The following is an 18,640-nucleotide window of genomic DNA, read 5'->3' on the forward strand; positions in this document are numbered from 1 at the left end:
AGATGGTTTAGCTCAGCTTTTAGAAAGCCTCAATTCCCCTGGATGGTCGATCGGACTGCTGGCAAAAGGTGTGGGCGGCGGCATTCAAACTACATCTACTTTTATTCCCCAAATTGGGATGATGTTCTTGTGTTGGGAGCATCTCAGTTTTACAAAAAGCATTTTTTTATTATAGTGCGATCGCTTCAAGAACTCGCGTATTGTACAACTTGCGATCGGGGAGGGTCGCACTATATTCGATCGACTTTTGAAGTCTCGCACGGCTAAAACTGCTTGGTTTTCAACTTGATCGCGCACTCCTTTTTCGAGAGTATTGGCAAATCCGATTTTTACTGTGTGTATCACTAACCACAATAGAGTGACGGATACACCTAAAAATGGAACAATAATTTTGAGGCTCAACGGTATTTGAAAGCGCGACGCTTTTTTGCTTGATTTGTTGTGGCGTTCGATCGCACTTTTTAGATTTTTCACAAGGGGTTATTGAAAATAATAATCATTAATTTATAATAATACATTTACCATAAATTGCGATCGCTGGCGGGTGCTAATGCTGTAAATCCTTGATATATAAGGAATTTACACTGTAGTAGATTTTGAAATTCAGGCGAGTAGACTGCTTTTAGCACCCAAATTTATTGGTTATATTAATAGTGGCGAGCTTCTAGAACTTCAAATCTAAAACTGGTTGGCGGCTGTGTAGAGATAGCCAAAAATTCAATATCTCTTCCCCGACTTGTTCTGGATAGAAGTGATGGAAAAAATGCCGCCCGTCTGGACATTCCCAAAAGCGATCGCCTTTTTTAAGAAATTTTGACCAGCGGCGCATCACAATGGGAGATACCACAAAATCAGTTTTGCTGCTGCATACCAACAAAGGTACTTCTACACCCTCATCGCGGGAATTATTCATCCTAAATAAGGAGTGAGGACAAGGAGAACAGGCCAAGTCATCCTCAAAATATGGTATAAATTTTTGACTGATACTTTGATTTTGACATCCCAGCATATCGCCCACCATTTGAGTCAAAACTTGTTGGCTACTCCACGGAAAAGCTGCAAGATGGGTGTAGTAATGTGCTTGCCAATTAACAGCAGATGGCAAACCGACAGCTAAAAGTCCCAAAGAACTAACTTTGTGAGGATAGCGGCGCGCATACATTAAACCGACTAATCCGCTGGTACTGTGGCCGATGAGATGAATTGGGCGATCGCGCATTGTTAAAAAATCGTGCAAAAGCTCAACAGCCATATCCAAGGAGCAACCTTCATCCTCTGTTTGTTGGTATTCCCATATTTGCACGGGTACAGAATCATTTAAATAAGAAAGCAGAGAGCGATCGAAGCACTGCAAACTCGGACTTACACTTAACCAAAGCACATCATCTGAACTAAATTTCATCTATTTTCAGTTGGAGATAGAGTTAGATCAATTCCGGTTGTACCGTCAGGTAATTGTTGACTGTTGACTGTTGACTGTTGACTGTTGACTGTTGACTGTTGACTGTTGGCGGTACGACTCGATTTTATTCTTCCGATGCAACCGGAAACGATATTATTTATTACTTAACCATAACGTTTAAAAGCAGGGTGCGCTGCAGCGCACCTTACTAATTATTTAGGGTGTGCTGCAGCCCACCTTGTCGCTATTACTACGAGTCTACAAGCCAAATTCTTTCTTGAGTTGAGATACCCAAGATTTAATCCGCGATTCCGTCAAATCCGATTGATTGTCTTCATCAATAGCAAGACCCAAAAATTTGCCATTGACTACAGCTTTAGATTCATTAAAATCATAACCGTCCGTGGGCCATAGACCGACTGTTTCGCCGCCTTGTTCCGAGATTTTTTCAGCCAAAATCCCCATTGCATCCATAAAATTATCCGGGTAGCCTTCTTGGTCGCCAGTTCCCAGATAAGCTACTTGTTTGCCGCTAAAATCAATATCGTCGAGTTCTGGGAAAAAACCTTCCCAGTCGCTTTGCAGTTCGCCGATATTCCAAGTCGGACAAGCGATAATCAGACATTCGTATTCGTCAAAGTCATCATTTTCTATGCTGCCGATTTCGTGCAATGTCACGATATTGCCGCCAAATTCATCTCGGATCATTTCAGCGATCGACTCAGTTTTACCAGTTGTAGTTCCGTAGAACAGACCAATTGCTTTTGACATTTTTACTCCGAATGTGAAATTTGATATTGCTTGATGATTCTTTTTTTTGAGTCAGGATTTGGCATTTCCTGCCTGCAATTGAGACAAAAACAGTAGACGCGATTGTGACGAACCTGAGAAATAAGAGAGTCAAGGCAGCAAGGACACTGTTTTTTCATCTGCTTAAAGTTGAAAGTTCATCAACCAAGCTGATTCGCTCAAATCGGGGTCTGGTTCGCAGTCAATTAGTAACAAATTCAGCATCGTTTGTACTTTTAGAGTGCGCGGAATGCCTGCGGGTACAAATACAAATACTCCGGGTTTTAGAGTGACTGTTCGATCGCCCACCGCGAGAGTCCCCACTCCTTCTAAAACCGCGAGGGTTACATCTTTGGAGTTATCGAGGTCGGGTATTTCAGAATTTTTACCCAAACTCATCAGTTTCTGGTTGTCGGCGGGTTGTCCGTCGCTGATTCGCGAGGCTGACGCGGAAACTATTGCTGCTGTCACGGTGATTGACCTCCAGGTACTCTTAACTTCCGGAACTTATTGCAATTAATATTCAATAAGCTACCATGCAATTTAGATAAATTGTCAATAATTTATTGTTAAGATTTGTTACAATAGTTGGCGCATCTAGATGTACGGGCAGGGCTTTCAGCCTGAAGTTCAGGCGCGGCGGTAGTATTGGGCGATCGGAGTTCGAGGGGCGATCGCACCCGCCGCCAAATACTTGGTAATAATTTGCAGTTAATTATGAAAAATCATCAGCGATCGCCAGCAGCTAGCTAATAACTGATGACTAATGACTGATGACTAAGAGGGCGGGCACTCTTGGCACCGCCCCTACTGACTGATGACTGATGACTGATGACTAATAACTAATGACTAATTATTCTTCGCCCCTACGCCAACATACATAATCGACGTATCCTCATTGATTTGGATTTTAAACAACCCAGACTTTTTGTAATCAATATAGTTAGCGAAATTAACTGTTAAAAGTTGAGCCGCTTGTTTGAAAACTGCCCCCGAAGGAAATAGTTGCTTTCCACTTGTAAAATTCCCCCAAAAACCGTGCATCTGGGCTAAAACAGAACCCATTTCTCCAAACATATCGAAACCTTTAATTTCAATATTCCCAAAACCAGTATCTCGCATTACCGCAGACAGTTCCTCCGGGGTAATAAACTTTTCCCAATCGTGAACGCCCCGCCTAATTTCTTGCAAAATATTTTCCATCAGCCCAATCATCACGACTTGCGAGGAAAAAGTGCGGTTGATGGTATCAAAAAAGAACAGTCCTCCGGGTTTGAGAATTCGGTGAACCTCTGACACAACCTTTTTGTAATCGGCAACGTGTTCTAAAACATCTACGCAGATGACGACATCGAAGGTATTGTCCGCGTAGGGCATATTTTCGGCAAAACCTTGTCTGTAGTCAATCTCAAAACCGCTGGTAACTGCGTGATTTTGAGCTGCTACAATGCACTTGTCCGATCGATCTATTCCCGAAACCGCAGCGCCCCTCTCGGCCATAAACTCGCAGGAAAAACCGCCGCCACACCCGACATCTAAGGTTTTCAGCCCTTGCCAATTAGTCGCGTGTCTGTCGAAAAACTCAAATCTAGGTTTATTTAGATGGTAGAGAGCGTAGATTTTAGCATTTTCGTCCCACCAATTATCAGCATTTTCGTCGTAAAATTCTAGATCGTTTTTTACTTCTGTTTTTGTTGGCACGATTTTTTGATTCCTGATTGGTAGAAGATACAGCGGGCGTACTTTTTGATATTTTATAGGACTAACAGAAACTCGCTTGTTCTGAAAAATCTGAGTTTCCGCGACGAAAAAGCAAGTCCAAACCAGTATTGTTAATCGACGCGCGCAAGTTCTATTTTTTGGGGTTAGTTGTGAATCGCCACAATATTTTATTATAATACTTTTGACATAAATTTCAACCAGATGGATCGCGTTTCTATTATCATCCCCGCCCTCAACGAAGCGACTTGTCTGGAGCGCACCTTGCGCCAACTCAGCATTCTCAATCCTCCCGCCTGGGAAGTGTTAGTGGTAGACGGCGGCAGTCAAGACGAAACAGCGGCGATCGCACTTTCCTCAATGACGGCAGTTATTTATAGCAGTACAGCCCGACGTTCCGTGCAAATGAACCTAGGTGCAGAAACCGCCACCGGCGAAATTTTGTGCTTTCTCCACGCCGATACTTTAGTTCCCGACGACATTGTAGCAGTTATTCAAAAAACATTGTCCGAACCCGAAATTGTCGGGGGCGGGTTTATCTCGCTAATGACAGGTTCGCAGCAAACAAGATGGGGTTTTTCGCTGCACAACTACCTAAAAACTTTCTACGCGCCGCTGCTATTTCGACCTCATTTGTTTGTCAAAGGATTGCGCTTGCTGTTTGGCGACCAAGTTATTTTTTGCCGCCGTACAGATTTTTGGGAATGCGCGGGTTTCGATGCGGCCCTGTCAATTATGGAGGAAGCGGATTTGTGTTTGAAGTTAGCGCGCAGGGGGAGACTGAAGTTAGTCAATCGGGTGGTGGAAAGTAGCGATCGGCGAGTGGCGAATTGGGGCGAATTCAAAGCAATTGCTATCTATCTTTCAATAGGTTTTTTGTGGGGTTTTGGCGTTTCAGCGAGGTATCTCAAGCAGTTTTATGAAGACATTCGCTGACATACAAAATCTGCTTAAATTCCCAGAATGTACTGGCTGTATTTTTTGGGCAAAACTTTCTGCAAGATGTAAATAATCGCCAAACAAGCCAACAACGTTCCGGTAACTAAAAAGCCGAGCTTCAGCAGCGGATGTACGGGTTCAATAAACTTATAAAACACTAACAACACGTATTGCATGACTGTCGAATCTAGCAGATATATAGGGAATGAATAAGCAGCCAATATTTTGACTAACTCAGATGCTTTACTGGGAAGTGCGATTTTTTTAGAAAATGCCAGGATCGACAAGACGAATAAAATTGCGTATCCTTGAGAAGATAGTTTGAAAAACGATCGCAGAAACCATCCCTCCGAATTAACTTCGCCCAGCAGGTAATATTCCCAAATGCTCGCTAGATAAATCAGGATCGTTGCTCCTAAAATTGGGATTCTTCTGCGTTCGAGAACGGGTTGAATTTTGTCATAGGTTGCGCCCAAAAACAGACCTGTTGAAAATGGCAAAATCCAACTAAAAATCCAGCGCTCCATTAAAGGTAGAGGTATTGATATGTATTTGAGAACTGCCAAGTAAAAGAATATTGTAAAAATTGTTTGAATTGTTAAACCCAAGAGTAAAATTTTTCTGGGTTCTAAAACTCTGAATTTCACTAGCAGCCACCACCAACCGTAGCATTGAATAATTACAACGATGAAGTAATAGGGAGGCATTACTGAGCCGGTGAGGATATCTCTGAGCAATGAGAGCAAATCAATTTTTGGGAGCGAACTCCAACTATTTAAGATGTACAAAACTACTGACCAAAACAGATAGGGCGGTATAATTCTTGACAGTCGTTTTTTAAATACTTCTGCGGGATTGTGTTGATTGTCGGTTTTGTTGGTGAGAAAAAAACCGCTCAGCAGTAAAAATGCGGGTACGCAGAACAGTTGCAATGTGTCGATCGCCACAAACAGAATTTGGTCATCGCGAAATGCCGAGAATCCAGCATGAATAATCACAACACCGACGATCGCTAAAGCTCGGATCAAATCAAATTCTGCGAACCGATTAGAAGCTTTTTGCATGGTAAAAAGTAGATGCCAAAAATTAGGGTCAAATCAAATATTTTCTGTCTCACGGGCTTTAACTCTAACAGAAAATATCATTTTTGCTCCTATCTTCACAAAAATTATACAAATCCACAAAAATTTTGCTACAATCCTCAATCTGATACCAATGATTAAATTTTTCACATTCACAGAGTGGGGAGTCGGACAGTCCACCGTGCCGTTTCTCTAGGACTCGATCGCCCGATTTCGCGCCAAGTCTGCAGGAAAGGGCAATGGCGTTGTTCTACCACTGGGACGATCGCCTACAAATTCAGAAAATTACCGATAAATCGCCGTTTGGTCAAAAGCAGTTAGCTAACCGTTGGTGTTGTGGATGTGGGATGCAGAAACATTATCCAACCGATCGCGCCCGTTGCGGATCACGCGCAGCATATCGCTGAGCTTGTGCTCGATATTATCTAGCACTTGGTCAGCATAATCGTCGGCTCCGTTTTGAATTTCCTCGCATTCAGCCATCGCCCTGACTCTCATATCTTCCAATTCCTCTTGAGCCTGGTAGCGAATTTGTTCGACTTCCGCCAGCGTCGCCTGCTGAATTGCCTCGCAGTCGAGCAAAACTTGCTGTCGCAACTGATCTGCTTCTATCTTCGCCTGCTGGAGCAGGCCCATATCGTTTAAAAGTTCTGCCGCTCGCTGTTCTGCTGCTTCTATGACTTCTTGAGCGTAGAGTTGAGCTTCTTCTAGCAGATCGTCTTTGTGCCGAATGATTATCTCGGCTTCTGCAAAGGCGATCGGCAAATTTAGCCTCACCAAGTCTAACTGATCGAGCAACTGTTCTTCATCAATCAGAGTGCGCCTGGTCAGAGGAATACGCGGACTGTCGAGAACAATTTCCTCAAGCCGGTTCAATTCCCGCTGGATGTCTACTCCGGCGGTGTGGGTGGGTTCTCCGAAGGCGGCTGTGTTCTGAGGTGATTCATTCTCAGTGCGGAGGCCGTTAGTGTCGGGTTCGATGCGATTTGGTTCCTGCTGGCGTAACATTTGTAAATATCTAGGGCGACGTGTTTCGGAACAAGATGATCTACGGAGCCACCAAACTTGGCGATTTCTTTAACTACACTACTACTTAAAAAGCTGTACTCGTTAGAAGTTGCCAAAAAAACTGTTTCAATTTCGCCCAGGAGGGTTTTATTGGTGTGGGCCATCTGGAGTTCCATTTCAAAATCTGTTAGTACCCGGAGCCCCCGCAGCAGCACTTTGGCTTGTCGAATCTTAGCATAGTTTACTGTCAAACCCTCAAAACTGTCCACTTCTACGTTGGGCAAGTGTTGGGTAGAGCACCGGATCTGCTCGATCCGCTGCTCTACGGTGAACAGAGGGGTTTTGCTGGGGTTTCGGACTACGGTAACAATTACCCGATCGAACAATTTGCAGCCCCGCTCGATAATATCTGCGTGACCGAAGGTAATGGGGTCAAAACTGCCTGGATAGATTGCAATCACGAGTTGGGCCCAACGGGGAGAGGGGGAGAGGGGGAGAGCGGGAGAGCGGGAGAGCGGGAGAGCGGGAGAGCGGGAGAGGGGGGAATTACGAAAATCTTCCTTGATTTTCCCGACAACTGTCAACTGTCAACTGTCAACTGTCAACTGTCAACTGACAACTGTCAACTGTCAACTGTCAACTGACAACTGTCAACTGTCAACTGACAACTGTCAACTGTCAACTGTCAACTGTCAACTGTCAACTGTCAACTGTCAACTGTCAACTGACTTCTACTTTTTCATCGAATGAGCTTTGTAAAAAGTTTCGAGGCTTTGCCTGTCGCCCACAAACCGCCAGTGCCAAGGCTCGTAACTGACGCCTTGGCGGTTGTTTTTGGGGAAGGACATTTCAAAGCTGAAGGCGGGAGCGTTGGCTTCTAGCCACTTGAATGCTTGGGTACTGTCAAAGCTTTGACTGAGGTTAGTTTCGGGGGCGGAGCTGTCGCCGATGTCGATCGCGTAACCGGTGTGATGTTCGCTATATCCGGGCGGAGCGCTGACTTCGGCTCGCTTGGTGGCGTTTTGCCTGCGTTCGGCTTTCACGTCAAAAAATACGTGTTGTTGGTCTTCTACGGAGCGAAAGCCTGATATGGCGGCGAAATAGATCCCTGAGTAGGCGGCGGCGTTGGCCATTTCTTGATATTTTGCTGCTGCGGCTTTGCGGAGTTTGATGCTACCGTCGGAGGTGACATTTACCAAGTCTGCGGCTGGTGCTTCTGGGTAAGGCAAGTGTCCCAGCAGGTTGTCTGGGGTTGCGGGTTTTGATTTAGTAGTTGGACTCGCGGCCACCCCTGACGGCGAACTCGCGGCTGCTGGGTTTTTTTGACTTTGCTCTGCCTGACTGGTGGCTGGAAAAAAGTTAAAGTTGAGGTGCAGCCAAATGCTGACCCCAAAGGCTAATGCCGCCAACCCTAGGAGTTTCCAAATCAGCCCTTTTTTATTGGACTGGCTCGCTCCTGCTTCTGGGTATGGGTGGTCTCGCACTGCTTCTGGAATTTCGTCGGCGACAAGCTCCGAGGCTTGCGGGGGTTTTCTTGACAGACTAGCGTTATCCAAGCCAGCTCCACTCCTGCACTTCAATAAGGCTCAACGTTACAAATTGTAGACCGATACGGGCGATCGCACAGCTACAATTGCCGCTGAGTACGTATCATCTCTTCCAGACTTCGCCGTTTCCCATCCGCCAACTCTCAAATCTGTTTTACTTGGGCTCCGATGCCGCCCGTCTTGGTCTAACTGGTTGGCACTGGTTTATTTTAAGTGTAATTTGCTACTTTTGGGCAAAATCTCACAATTGTGCGATCGGCACATCAAACGTCCGCGCCAATTTTAGCAGAGCACGAATTTGTCAGCCATTGCCTTAGCGGGCGATCGGGCATTACTTTTCAGCGTGCTGTAGTGAACGCCCGATCGAGTGGTAATCTCTGTCAGAGTCCAACCCTTATCGGCCACTAGCTCTGGAAACAGAGTATTTATTGAGACTTTTTGAATAGAGTTTGTTTAGCAAACCCCTTAACTAATTTTATTCGTGAGTAGATCCGTCTGGCATAATTGCACCAGTGAGCGTAGCATTTTGAAATTCTGCTCCTCCTATTTTTGCATTTGTTAAGTTAGCGCCAGATAAGTCTGCAAAACTTAACCTTGCCGCGCGGAGGTCTGCTGAAATTAGGTCAGCACCACGCAGTTTTGCACTGTTTAATTCAGCTTGTCGCAAATCAGCTTCAGTTAAGTCTGCTGTCGTTAGATCGGCACTAACTAATCTTGCATCATTCAAGTTTACCTGCTTCAAATTAGCTCGACTAAAATTACAGCCGTCTAGCCTTGCTCCCTGAAGTTTTGCCCCACTCAAATTCGCATCTCTAAAATCGGAACTATTCAATTGCGCTGAACTCAAATTAGCGCCTTGTAAATCTGCTCCTTTTAAGTTAACACCGCTCAAATCCTTACCAGTTAGATCGACATTTGGCAGCGATACATAAGGAGCAATTGAGTAAGCGCCCGCTTTCACAGGATCGAAATCAGTAGGAAATAAAGTTGCTTCATTATAAATCGCTCCTTCAAGCTGAATACCCTTGAGATTTGCTCGATCGAGGTTGGCTTGTAAAAGGTTAGAATTACTCAGATTTGCATTTGTCAAATCAGCATTGTTTAAGTCTGCTTTTCTTAAGTATAGCCCGCTTAAGTTAGCTTGACTGAGGTTTGCAGTTGTGAATTTTGTTTGTTGACTGAGTTTAGCACCGCTGAGGTTTGCACCGTTCAAATCGGCTTCACTAAAATTTGCATTTTCTAGTTTTGCTCCTCTTAAACTCGCCTTACTCAATTTGGTTTTTTCTAGTTTAGCCGATTGTAAATTAGCCTGAGCAAGGTTAGCTCTTGATAAATTAGCCTGAGAAAGATTGGCTGAAGATAAATTAGCCTGAGAAAGATTGGCATTGATTAAATTGGCCCGATCGAGGTTGGCACTGGATAAATTCGCCTGTTCAATGTTGGCATCAACTAAGTTGGCCCGCTCCAGATTGGCACTGGATAAATTTGCCTTAGAAAGGTTGACACCGCATAATTTAGATTCGCTAAAATTTGTGCTACAGAAAAGTCCATTTCTCATATCTGCTCCGTTTAAAATTGCCCCGCTGAGGTTGAGCCTCTGCCAATTAACACCTCTTAAATTAGCTTTTTTAAAATTAGCTTTGCTCGGGTTTATATCAGGAGCTATGTTTTTATCAGTTAGATTAGTACCAGCTAAATTAATCCCCGTAAAATCTCTTTCTCCCTGAGTGTAACGCTCCCAAAACTCCTCAACACTAACAACAGGTTCCAAACATTCCTCAGACTCATCCTCCACATCCTCCCAGGTATCGTCTAAAGCAATATTTTCAGCATCCGCCGCCAATCCTTCCAAATAATCAGCTCGATCGATGTCCTCCGAACTCGCTGCAAACCGCCTCTCAATTTCCTCTTCGTTTAATACTTGGCTGCTGTCAAATCGCTCAATTAATTGCTTGACAATTTGGAAATCATTAGTGCGAATTCCCACTTCTTTTTCTGCACTTTCGTCGCTGTTAGTCAGAAAGTTATGGCTCCCCAACATGGCAAAACTCGAATCACAAACTAAAAAATTTTCGTGAGTACCAAATAAATAAAGACAAAATAGATCGGGAAATTCGCTTTCTAATTCTTGCAAATCTGGTAAAGCATTGTAGCGCCATCCGTTGCCGATTTTTTGCCTGTCTCCCAGATAACCCCAGCCAATATCTATCAAACATCCTCGGTTCAAAAACTCTCTAATTTTTTGCAGCAATTCATCATTAATGCTGTTACAATTAAGCCAAGGGCAAACAATAATCAGCCGCTCTTGTGCTACTGATAGAGCCTCCACCAACACAGCGCGACTGTTGGGACGATCGCATACTAACTGATACTGAAAGTCTGACTTTGGCTTTTCTGTGTCGGTGTCAAGTTCGATCGGCTGCTCTAAAATGACAGACATATCGCTATTTCCCAAACCACACGGCTGTTGCAGGGAGGCAATTTCAGCAGTCAAACTTTCTAGCATTTGCGGTTCGGGGCGATCGTTAAATCGCTGTTCCTGTGCCTCTAACTGCCTCTTAAGTTTGGCTAGATATTTTTTCAGAATAACTTGCTCTTCTTCAAGCTGCAATACTCTCGCGGCTATAGATCCTAAATCTAGTTGGGTTTCTGACATAGTGTTCCCCTGAAATCAAAAAAAACTTCAAAAACCACGTTTGGGAATTTAGGGCCAGTTCAAACATTACCAACTTCTGCCAACTCAGCAATATTCGCAGAAATTTCCTCATCCCCTGCATCAACCGCAACCGTTAACTTCAATCCCAAAACCTTCAGCCAATGGGCTAAAGCATAAATTGTCGCGCTTCCATTCTGCGACAACAAAACATCTAATTTTTCCATATGCAATTTAGCATCATCAGCCGACATATTTGGTTCGCCCAGAGCCTCAAATACATCTCTCAGCGCTTTTCGCATAATTTTTAATTCCAAATCTCCCTCTTCTTCCTCAAAAATCTCTGTGATGTAAGCAGCAGAAAAATTCGGATCTTTGAGAGATTTGATTTTAAACGGATGGTAAGGGACACTTTTAGGCATTTTCTTGGCTCCTGTATTCTTCCCAATATTTTTTAGCAGTGCGAATATCTCGATCTTGAGTGCTTTTATCTCCACCGCACAGCAAAAGCACAATTATTGCTGCAACTTGTCCAAAATAAACTCGGTAGCCCGGGCCAAAGTCAATTTTCAATTCCGAGACACCTTCGCCAACCGATCGACAATCTCCCAAATTTCCATTGCTAACACGCTCCAGCTTTTTCACAATCTTGGCTTTACCGTTAAAATCGCGGAGAGATTCCAACCACTCATCAAAAGGAACTCTGCCGTCAGGCTGGCTATAACTCTGAATTTCCTTGGGTTGCACTTCCATGATATTGATTTTAGCCGATCGCTCCCACTCAAATTACAAAATCAAACCTTACCAACTTCTGCCAACTCAGCAACATTAGCGGAAATTTCCTCATCCCCTGCATCAACCGCAACAGTTAACTTCAATCCCAAAGCCTTCAGCCAATGGGCCAAACCATAAATTGTCGCAATTCCGTCTCCCGACAACAAAGTATCTAACTTTTCCAAATGCAACTTAGCATCATCAGCCGACATATTTGGTTCGCCAAGAGCCTCAAATATATCTCTCATAGCTGAGAGCATAACTTTTAATTCCAAATCTCCCTCTTCCTCTTCTCCAAAGATCAGAGAAAGGTAAGCAGCAGAATAATTGGGATCTTTGAGATTGGAAATTTTAAAGGGATGATAGCTATCACTAGCCGGCATTTTGGCGTCTTTCATAATCTCTCCAATATTTTTGAGCTTTGCTAATGTCTTCGTCTTGAGTGCTTTTATCCCCACCGCACAGCAGAAGCACGATCGCAGATCCCACTTGTCCAAAGTAGACTCGGTAGCCCGGGCCATAGTCGATTTTAAGTTCGCAAACTCCTTCGCCAACTGAGCGACAGTCTCCCAAATTGCCACTGTTAACCCGCTCAAGCCTCTTATCAATCCTGATTTTAGCGTTAACATCTCGCAGAGAGCCAAACCATTCGGCAAATGGAACTGTGCCATTTTGTTTGATATAACGCTTAATCTCTCTGGGTTGCGCTTCCATAGTTTCAATTTTAGCGGGTCAGCGCTTTGATTATAAAGTCGCGCCCGATCGCCCCTTGACTTAATGCGCTACAATTATTAAGAAATCTTTAGTTAAATTCGTTTAACGTCCCAGACGCATTATGAGTCTTCCCATTCGCAACGTCGCTATCATTGCTCACGTCGATCACGGCAAAACCACCCTTGTGGACGCTCTTCTCAGACAGTCCGGAATCTTCCGCGAAGGGGAAGAAATCCCAGATTGCGTCATGGACTCCAATGATATCGAGCGCGAGCGTGGCATCACAATTCTTTCCAAAAATACCGCTGTCAGGTACGGAGAAACCCTGATCAACATCGTCGATACCCCCGGACACGCGGACTTCGGCGGTGAAGTCGAACGAGTTCTCGGCATGGTAGACGGTTGTTTGCTGATCGTAGACGCCAACGAAGGCCCGATGCCGCAAACCCGCTTCGTGCTCAAAAAAGCCCTAGAAAAAGGACTGCGCCCGATCGTATTTGTGAATAAAATCGATCGCGATCGGGCAGACCCCCACAAAGCCGTCGATAAAGTATTGGATCTGTTCCTCGAACTAGGTGCTGACGACGATCAGTGCGAATTTCCCTACCTCTTCGGTTCCGGCTTAAGCGGTTACGCCAAAAAACACCTCGAAGACGAAGGGCTAGATATGAAGCCCCTCTTTGAAGAAATCCTCGACCACGTACCACCCCCAGTCGGCGACCCCAACAAGCCGCTGCAACTGCAAGTAACCACCTTAGATTACTCAGAATACGTCGGCCGCATCGTCATCGGCCGCATCCACAACGGCACGATTAAAATCGGTCAACAAGCAGTTTTAATCACAGAAAGCGGCGCGATTGTCAAATCAAAAATTAGCAAATTGATGGGCTTTGAAGGCCTCAAACGCATTGACATCCCAGAATCTTCCGCTGGCAATATTGTCGCCGTTGCCGGTTTTTCTGATGCGTATATTGGCGAGACAATTACCTGTCCCAACGACCCACAAGCGCTGCCTTTGATCAAAGTAGACGAACCAACTTTGCAGATGACTTTCTCGGTGAACGATTCGCCGTTCTGCGGTCAAGAAGGTAGTTTGGTCACATCTCGCCAAATTCGCGATCGGCTAATGCGAGAACTCGAAACCAACGTCGCCCTGCGCGTCGAAGAAACCGACTCTCCCGACAAATTCCTCGTATCAGGACGCGGCGAACTTCACCTCGGAATCCTAATCGAAAATATGCGCCGCGAAGGATACGAATTCCAAGTATCCCAGCCGCAAGTAATCTTCCGCGAAGTCGGCGGTCGTCCCTGCGAACCCTTTGAATGTTTGGTGTTAGACGTACCCGAAGAAGCAGTCGGCGGCTGCATCGAACGCCTCGGTCAGCGGAAAGCAGAAATGCAAGATATGCACGTCAGCAGCACCGGTCGCACCCAAATCGAATTTTCAGTCCCCGCTCGCGGTTTGATTGGATTCCGAGGCGAGTTCATGCGCTTAACTCGCGGCGCTGGAATTATGAACCACAGCTTCCTCGACTATCGCCCCCTCGGTGGAGAAATTATCGCCCGTCGCAACGGAGTATTAATTTCCTTTGAAGAAGGAACTGCAACTACTTATTCACTGAAAAATGCTGAAGACCGCGGCGTATTTTTCATTACCCCTGGAACCAAGGTTTACAGAGGGATGATTATCGGAGAAAACAACCGAGATGACGACATGGAGCTGAATATTTGCAAGTCGAAGCAGTTGACAAACCACCGCGCATCTGGCGGTGAAGAATTGGCGCAATTGCAAGCACCAGTCGATATGAGTTTGGAGCGCGCTTTGGAATACATCGGTCAGGATGAATTGGTGGAAGTAACACCGAAATCAATTCGCTTACGGAAGCTGTCCAAGAAGTTGGTCAAACGCTAAAACAATTTGAGGGCCGGCAATTTTGCCAGCCCTTAGTGTCAACTTCAAACTACTGTATTTAAAGACAATATTAATCATTTTAACGCAATCAAAAATAGGTAAAAACGATGTCAACAGTTTATCGTTTAAAAGCCAGCGAACTAGATCGTAAATTTTTAGAACAAATCAAAGCGATTTTTGGAGATAAAGAGATTGAAATAATTGTCTCAGAATGCGATGAAACCGCATATCTTTTGAAATCGGAAATCAATAAAAACAAACTGTTGAAAGCTATTGAAAATGTTAAAGACAGACAAAATTTAGTTGAAGTCGATTTACAGGATTTGTAATGAGTAGAAGAATTATTTTTGAATCTTCTGCTTTTGCAGATTTTAATGAATGGGCAAAATTAGACAAAAAGATTTATCGCAAAATTGTAGAATTGATTAAAGATATAGATCGATCGCCTTTTGAAGGATTGGGCAAACCTGAACCTCTGAAATACGAGTTAAGTGGTTTTTGGTCGAGGCGCATTGATAACGAACATCGTTTGGTTTACCAAGTTACAGATGAAGAAATTGCGATCGCAGCTTGTAAGAATCATTACAGTGAATAGTATATTTGAAGCTTTAAGCAATGTAGCTATCGCTCTTTTTATCCCTTTACTAAATGCGATCGCTCTCAATCTTCTTGCTGAAGTTCTTCTATTAGATTAAGTACCTTTTGGTAATTTTCTTCTTTTCCCTGGACACGATATAAATTTTTAGCATTGTGAAAATCGACGTTTGCTTTTTGGGAATAGCCCAATTCATAGTGGACAATGCCTCGGTTTAGATAAGCTTGGGCAAAGTCTCGTTCAAGCTGAATTGCCTTGGTAAAATCCTCAAGCGCTTTCTCTTTGTTCCCCAAACGAGAGTGAATAACTCCCAGGTTGTAGAATGTTGTAGCATTATTAGGATTCAGCCGAGCTGCCTTGATGTAATCTTCAAGCGCTCTTTGCAAATCGTCTAATTCCCAGAAGTAGACATCACCTCGATTATTCCAAGCAAGGGCATCATTAGGATTTAGTTCAATTGCTTGGGTAAAATCTTTCAGTGCCCCTTGCAGATCGCCCAGGCGTAAACGAGCCAAACCTCGGCCATTGTAGGCTTGAGCATAGCGAGGATTTAGTTGAATTGCTCGGGTGTGATCTGCCTGCGCTCCTCGGTAATCACCTAATTTACAATAAATAATACCCCGGTTGTTGTGAACATATGGACAATTAGGCTTGAGCAATATCGCATTTGTGCAATCCTCAAATGCTCCGGCATCGTCTCCTAGTTCATGGCGAACAGTAGCCCGGTTATTGTAGGCATCTGCATAATCAGGATTGATCTTAATTGCTCGATCGAAATTTTTAATTGCTCCTTCAAAATCTCTTTCCTTAGCCTTGTTTCTTCCCAGTTCATCGAAATCCGCAGCATAGATCGGAGAGTGCGATCGCACCCTCTCAACTATAACCTCGTCATAAAAGTTGTCCAGCACTTCGTCAAGTTGCTCAGGTTCAGTATTGACAAGTTGCGTGTTGCTTGGTTCTTTCTGTTCTCGCTTCGATTCAGGTTGACTGATAGGAGAACCAACTATTTTTTGCCAGTCTAACTCTAGCTTTTGGCAAATATTAACAAAAATTGTGCGCTTAACAGCCCTACCATTGAAAAAATTTACAACAGGCTGATAACTTATGCTTAGTTCATTTTCCAAATCACGATAAGTCAAATTCTTGTACGTCAAAGCTATTCTGGCTTGTTCGATGCCTGCTTCAGATGCTGTAAGCGATGTCTTTGCCCGCTGTCTCTTTACCATAGCCTCACTACCCTATTGATGACCATTTTAGCTGCTCCTATTATAAATCATACCCAACTCATACCAAAGTCATCCTTTACTTAGGCTGAACTTTAAAAGTGTGACTGCGAAGCTAAGGATGTAGTGATTCACTACTGAAAACTTAGCTGACGGAATTAATCATGTACAACAACAATCAGCACAACGAAGCCGAATTCTCCCAGCCACTACCCCCGCTTTCCCAAAAACAGGAATACGACTTCCAAACTCAAAAGAAAGTAGGAAAGACAGGAGAGGCGATCGTAGACAAGTGGTTACAGATTCATGGCTATCGTATTGAGGATGTCTCTGATTTGCCACAGTATCAGAAAGCAGGTATTGACCGCCGACTAATTCGCCCAAACGGTTCAACTGCAACTGCTGAGTACAAGACTGATTTAAAAGCCAAGCAAACTGGAAACTTGTTTTTTGAAGCTTCTGACGATCGCAACCGTCCCTGTTGGGGATGGACTTCGCAAGCCGATCTGTGGATATTTTTCATTCCTCAACAGGAGATATTGGTCGTCGAACCGGGTAAATTCAGGTTGTTAGTTTCGCAGCAACAGCCAGAACTCCCGCCGAAAGTAGTACCAAATCGAGGCTACAGTGTAACTGGATTACCTGTTCCATTAGCAAAGGTGCGGAATATTGCTAGTCACGTTTTCAAGTTTCCTGACGTTCTTTTGTAAAAAGAGACTCGCTGTTAATCTGGCGATCGCCTACTCAAGGCGATCGCCATTATTCGAGTAATAATACTTAGCAAACGCTAATTGGGCGATCGTTATGTTTTAATAAAAATTTGAGCAAAATCCAAACAAAGCCAGCCATGAGTCCAAAATCAATAGCCGTAATCAACTTCAAAGGCGGTGTCGGGAAGACTACCGTCACTTGGAGTCTGGGAAATATTATATCCCAAGGAACCGACTTAGAAGTCTTGATGTTAGACTTAGATCCGCAAATGTCGCTCACAGAGGCGATCGGGCTTAACGAAAATACAGGTCATTTAGATGATAAGTTTGGTAAGTGGTACGAAAAATCTCTCAAGCACAGACTCACAATTTACGACGCTCTAGAAGTCTTTAAAAAAGCCGGACATAACTTTAAATTTCCAGTTGGTTTCGACACCATTTATCAGATTGACGAACAGTTGCATTTTGTCCCTTCAGTTGAAGAACTGTATTGGTTAGACTTAGATGGATTTGAGGGGAAAAATGTTAAAGACTTTATCCGCCAATTCATCGGCAAAATCGCCAACTCTGCCAATCTCCCCAAATACGACTTGATGCTTTTTGACTGTTCGCCTTCCTTCAGTCTCCTCACCTACAGCGTGCTCTCTTGCTGCGACTTAATATTGATTCCCGTCAATCCCGATTATTTTGGTTCTAGGGGCTTGAGTTTAGTTTTAAACTCTCTCCAGAAACGGATTGAGCCTTATCCGTTTCCCAAGATAGCAGTGTTTATGAATAAAGCTAAAACCTATGGAGGATTGCTGACAAATGAAGTTCAGTTTTACATGAGAGAAGTCAAGAGACTTTGCGCTGAAATCTCAAAAGACAATAACATAGAAGTGAGATTTTTGGAATCGACGATTCGGGAAAGCGTCGGCTTAAAACGGGCGATTAATGAGGGAGAACTGCCGCGAGAATTAGTGAGAGAGTTTGAACAGTTGTGGCGCGAGTGTGAGGAGTATCTGAAATGATTAAAAAAGATATTTTGGCTGCTGCTGATGAAGAAACCAGGGGGTTAGTTGATGAGATTGGCGAACTTAAGGAAATCTTGCGGGAGGTTTCCAAAAAATTAACCAGGATTGAGGCTCAAGTTAAGCGGGGAGTGCTTTCTGCTGCGTCTAAACATTCGCAGTTATCTACTGTTGCTGATGTCAATAAACCTGCTAGTTTATCAGCGGGAAATGTTCTCGAAGTTTATGAAGAACTGCGCTTGCAAGCTAAGAACGGTCGCGAACTAGAGGTAAGGCAAAAATTGTCGGCGATGAGTGCAACTGACTTGAATTTGATGTGTTGCGAGTTGGGGATGCCACCGAGTAGCAAGAATCCGTCCCGCAAAAAAATGTTTGAGCTAATTATTGGTAGAATTAAGCAGAGTTTGATGCTGTCGCGACATATCGATCGACAAACACTGTAGTTTAGACTAAAAAATGAGCGCAGCTAAAAGTAGCCACCTTTGAATCTCAGGCAAGCTGTTGCTCAAAAACTCAAAAAGTAGAAGATTAAATAGCTAATCTTGAAGACTTTTTGCGTCGAG

General features: G+C 44.0%; 22 protein-coding genes. 7 read left to right on the plus strand and 15 right to left on the minus strand.

The annotated features are described in order from the left end of the window. Window positions 1-664: 664 nt before the first annotated feature. The 4 genes from WBA89_RS09810 to ubiG all read right to left on the minus strand — a co-directional run bounded on the left by WBA89_RS09810 (window position 665) and on the right by ubiG (window position 3,892). Entirely contained in the window at window positions 665-1,402 is a 738-nt protein-coding gene (locus WBA89_RS09810; RefSeq protein ID WP_424406045.1) for an alpha/beta fold hydrolase, read from the minus strand. A gap of 258 nt (window positions 1,403-1,660) precedes the next feature. After that, window positions 1,661-2,173, minus strand: a complete 513-nt coding sequence (gene fldA / locus WBA89_RS09815) for a flavodoxin FldA (RefSeq protein ID WP_424406047.1) — start codon at window positions 2,171-2,173, stop codon at window positions 1,661-1,663. A 162-nt stretch (window positions 2,174-2,335) separates the two neighbouring features. Then, window positions 2,336-2,662: a cupin domain-containing protein gene (locus WBA89_RS09820; protein WP_424406049.1), complete on the minus strand. Its 327-nt coding sequence runs from the start codon at window positions 2,660-2,662 to the stop codon at window positions 2,336-2,338. A gap of 378 nt (window positions 2,663-3,040) precedes the next feature. Next, complete coding sequence (gene ubiG, locus WBA89_RS09825) at window positions 3,041-3,892, minus strand: bifunctional 2-polyprenyl-6-hydroxyphenol methylase/3-demethylubiquinol 3-O-methyltransferase UbiG (protein WP_424406051.1); 852 nt, start codon at window positions 3,890-3,892, stop codon at window positions 3,041-3,043. Window positions 3,893-4,114: 222 nt separating this feature from the next. On the opposite strand from ubiG, the gene WBA89_RS09830 reads away from it, so the two are divergent. Beyond that, complete coding sequence (locus WBA89_RS09830) at window positions 4,115-4,846, plus strand: TIGR04283 family arsenosugar biosynthesis glycosyltransferase (protein WP_424406053.1); 732 nt, start codon at window positions 4,115-4,117, stop codon at window positions 4,844-4,846. 14 nt (window positions 4,847-4,860) lie between these two features. Here the strand turns inward: WBA89_RS09830 and WBA89_RS09835 are convergent, their stop codons facing one another. The 10 genes from WBA89_RS09835 to WBA89_RS09880 all read right to left on the minus strand — a co-directional run bounded on the left by WBA89_RS09835 (window position 4,861) and on the right by WBA89_RS09880 (window position 12,627). Beyond that, window positions 4,861-5,913 carry an acyltransferase gene (locus WBA89_RS09835; RefSeq protein WP_424406055.1) on the minus strand — a complete coding sequence of 351 codons (1,053 nt, stop codon included), beginning with the start codon at window positions 5,911-5,913 and terminating at the stop codon, window positions 4,861-4,863. A gap of 339 nt (window positions 5,914-6,252) precedes the next feature. Next, the gene (locus tag WBA89_RS09840; protein ID WP_424406057.1) at window positions 6,253-6,939 is read right to left on the minus strand and encodes a DivIVA domain-containing protein; all 687 of its coding nucleotides are present in this window, start codon (window positions 6,937-6,939) and stop codon (window positions 6,253-6,255) included. Continuing rightward, window positions 6,822-7,400: a pantetheine-phosphate adenylyltransferase gene (gene coaD / locus WBA89_RS09845; protein WP_424406059.1), complete on the minus strand. Its 579-nt coding sequence runs from the start codon at window positions 7,398-7,400 to the stop codon at window positions 6,822-6,824. Before coaD ends, WBA89_RS09840 begins: the two co-directional genes overlap by 118 nt. Window positions 7,401-7,670: 270 nt before the next feature. Next, window positions 7,671-8,495 (minus strand): M15 family metallopeptidase, encoded by an 825-nt coding sequence (locus tag WBA89_RS09850; RefSeq protein ID WP_424406061.1) that lies wholly within the window; start codon window positions 8,493-8,495, stop codon window positions 7,671-7,673. A 273-nt stretch (window positions 8,496-8,768) separates the two neighbouring features. Then, window positions 8,769-8,891, minus strand: a complete 123-nt coding sequence (locus tag WBA89_RS09855) for a hypothetical protein (RefSeq protein ID WP_424406063.1) — start codon at window positions 8,889-8,891, stop codon at window positions 8,769-8,771. A gap of 70 nt (window positions 8,892-8,961) precedes the next feature. Further along, complete coding sequence (locus WBA89_RS09860; RefSeq protein ID WP_424406065.1) at window positions 8,962-11,142, minus strand: pentapeptide repeat-containing protein; 2,181 nt, start codon at window positions 11,140-11,142, stop codon at window positions 8,962-8,964. A gap of 59 nt (window positions 11,143-11,201) precedes the next feature. Continuing rightward, on the minus strand, window positions 11,202-11,561 hold the full coding sequence (locus WBA89_RS09865; protein ID WP_424406067.1) for a DNA-binding protein: 360 nt from the start codon (window positions 11,559-11,561) through the stop codon (window positions 11,202-11,204). Further along, window positions 11,554-11,892 carry a type II toxin-antitoxin system RelE/ParE family toxin gene (locus WBA89_RS09870; protein ID WP_424406069.1) on the minus strand — a complete coding sequence of 113 codons (339 nt, stop codon included), beginning with the start codon at window positions 11,890-11,892 and terminating at the stop codon, window positions 11,554-11,556. The genes WBA89_RS09865 and WBA89_RS09870 overlap by 8 nt, the downstream gene beginning before the upstream one ends. A gap of 41 nt (window positions 11,893-11,933) precedes the next feature. Continuing rightward, on the minus strand, window positions 11,934-12,311 hold the full coding sequence (locus tag WBA89_RS09875; protein ID WP_424406071.1) for a DNA-binding protein: 378 nt from the start codon (window positions 12,309-12,311) through the stop codon (window positions 11,934-11,936). Continuing rightward, a complete protein-coding gene (locus WBA89_RS09880) occupies window positions 12,286-12,627 on the minus strand; it encodes a type II toxin-antitoxin system RelE/ParE family toxin (protein WP_424406073.1) in 342 nt (113 codons plus the stop codon). Before WBA89_RS09880 ends, WBA89_RS09875 begins: the two co-directional genes overlap by 26 nt. Before the next feature lie 121 nt (window positions 12,628-12,748). Between WBA89_RS09880 and typA the strand changes: the two genes are divergently transcribed. The 3 genes from typA (at window position 12,749) to WBA89_RS09895 (ending at window position 15,134) form a co-directional block, all read left to right on the plus strand. Beyond that, entirely contained in the window at window positions 12,749-14,539 is a 1,791-nt protein-coding gene (gene typA, locus WBA89_RS09885; RefSeq protein WP_424406075.1) for a translational GTPase TypA, read from the plus strand. A gap of 107 nt (window positions 14,540-14,646) precedes the next feature. Continuing rightward, window positions 14,647-14,868 carry a hypothetical protein gene (locus tag WBA89_RS09890; RefSeq protein WP_424406077.1) on the plus strand — a complete coding sequence of 74 codons (222 nt, stop codon included), beginning with the start codon at window positions 14,647-14,649 and terminating at the stop codon, window positions 14,866-14,868. Further along, window positions 14,868-15,134: a Txe/YoeB family addiction module toxin gene (locus WBA89_RS09895; RefSeq protein ID WP_333093428.1), complete on the plus strand. Its 267-nt coding sequence runs from the start codon at window positions 14,868-14,870 to the stop codon at window positions 15,132-15,134. The genes WBA89_RS09890 and WBA89_RS09895 overlap by 1 nt, the downstream gene beginning before the upstream one ends. Before the next feature lie 65 nt (window positions 15,135-15,199). Here the strand turns inward: WBA89_RS09895 and WBA89_RS09900 are convergent, their stop codons facing one another. Beyond that, on the minus strand, window positions 15,200-16,360 hold the full coding sequence (locus WBA89_RS09900; protein ID WP_424406078.1) for a tetratricopeptide repeat protein: 1,161 nt from the start codon (window positions 16,358-16,360) through the stop codon (window positions 15,200-15,202). A gap of 161 nt (window positions 16,361-16,521) precedes the next feature. On the opposite strand from WBA89_RS09900, the gene WBA89_RS09905 reads away from it, so the two are divergent. The 3 genes from WBA89_RS09905 (at window position 16,522) to WBA89_RS09915 (ending at window position 18,520) form a co-directional block, all read left to right on the plus strand. Next, on the plus strand, window positions 16,522-17,067 hold the full coding sequence (locus WBA89_RS09905; protein ID WP_424406080.1) for a hypothetical protein: 546 nt from the start codon (window positions 16,522-16,524) through the stop codon (window positions 17,065-17,067). Window positions 17,068-17,204: 137 nt separating this feature from the next. Further along, window positions 17,205-18,077 (plus strand): ParA family protein, encoded by an 873-nt coding sequence (locus tag WBA89_RS09910; protein WP_424406081.1) that lies wholly within the window; start codon window positions 17,205-17,207, stop codon window positions 18,075-18,077. Further along, the gene (locus tag WBA89_RS09915; protein WP_424406083.1) at window positions 18,074-18,520 is read left to right on the plus strand and encodes a hypothetical protein; all 447 of its coding nucleotides are present in this window, start codon (window positions 18,074-18,076) and stop codon (window positions 18,518-18,520) included. Before WBA89_RS09910 ends, WBA89_RS09915 begins: the two co-directional genes overlap by 4 nt. Window positions 18,521-18,640 lie beyond the last annotated feature (120 nt).

Source organism: Microcoleus sp. (genome assembly GCF_049646505.1).
In the GTDB taxonomy this organism is placed as follows: Bacteria; Cyanobacteriota; Cyanobacteriia; order Cyanobacteriales; family Microcoleaceae; genus Microcoleus.

Bases quoted from the DNA above. Each gene is read 5' to 3' on its own strand.
- WBA89_RS09810 (WP_424406045.1), bottom strand. From the start codon at position 1,402: ATGAAATTTAGTTCAGATGATGTGCTTTGGTTAAGTGTAAGTCCGAGT.
- WBA89_RS09915 (WP_424406083.1), top strand. From the start codon at position 18,074: ATGATTAAAAAAGATATTTTGGCTGCTGCTGATGAAGAAACCAGGGGG.
- WBA89_RS09875 (WP_424406071.1), bottom strand. From the start codon at position 12,311: ATGAAAGACGCCAAAATGCCGGCTAGTGATAGCTATCATCCCTTTAAA.
- WBA89_RS09865 (WP_424406067.1), bottom strand. From the start codon at position 11,561: ATGCCTAAAAGTGTCCCTTACCATCCGTTTAAAATCAAATCTCTCAAA.
- WBA89_RS09870 (WP_424406069.1), bottom strand. From the start codon at position 11,892: ATGGAAGTGCAACCCAAGGAAATTCAGAGTTATAGCCAGCCTGACGGC.
- typA (WP_424406075.1), top strand. From the start codon at position 12,749: ATGAGTCTTCCCATTCGCAACGTCGCTATCATTGCTCACGTCGATCAC.
- WBA89_RS09830 (WP_424406053.1), top strand. From the start codon at position 4,115: ATGGATCGCGTTTCTATTATCATCCCCGCCCTCAACGAAGCGACTTGT.
- WBA89_RS09840 (WP_424406057.1), bottom strand. From the start codon at position 6,939: ATGTTACGCCAGCAGGAACCAAATCGCATCGAACCCGACACTAACGGC.
- fldA (WP_424406047.1), bottom strand. From the start codon at position 2,173: ATGTCAAAAGCAATTGGTCTGTTCTACGGAACTACAACTGGTAAAACT.
- WBA89_RS09880 (WP_424406073.1), bottom strand. From the start codon at position 12,627: ATGGAAGCGCAACCCAGAGAGATTAAGCGTTATATCAAACAAAATGGC.
- WBA89_RS09835 (WP_424406055.1), bottom strand. From the start codon at position 5,913: ATGCAAAAAGCTTCTAATCGGTTCGCAGAATTTGATTTGATCCGAGCT.
- WBA89_RS09895 (WP_333093428.1), top strand. From the start codon at position 14,868: ATGAGTAGAAGAATTATTTTTGAATCTTCTGCTTTTGCAGATTTTAAT.
- WBA89_RS09900 (WP_424406078.1), bottom strand. From the start codon at position 16,360: ATGGTAAAGAGACAGCGGGCAAAGACATCGCTTACAGCATCTGAAGCA.
- WBA89_RS09910 (WP_424406081.1), top strand. From the start codon at position 17,205: ATGAGTCCAAAATCAATAGCCGTAATCAACTTCAAAGGCGGTGTCGGG.
- WBA89_RS09905 (WP_424406080.1), top strand. From the start codon at position 16,522: ATGTACAACAACAATCAGCACAACGAAGCCGAATTCTCCCAGCCACTA.
- WBA89_RS09890 (WP_424406077.1), top strand. From the start codon at position 14,647: ATGTCAACAGTTTATCGTTTAAAAGCCAGCGAACTAGATCGTAAATTT.
- WBA89_RS09860 (WP_424406065.1), bottom strand. From the start codon at position 11,142: ATGTCAGAAACCCAACTAGATTTAGGATCTATAGCCGCGAGAGTATTG.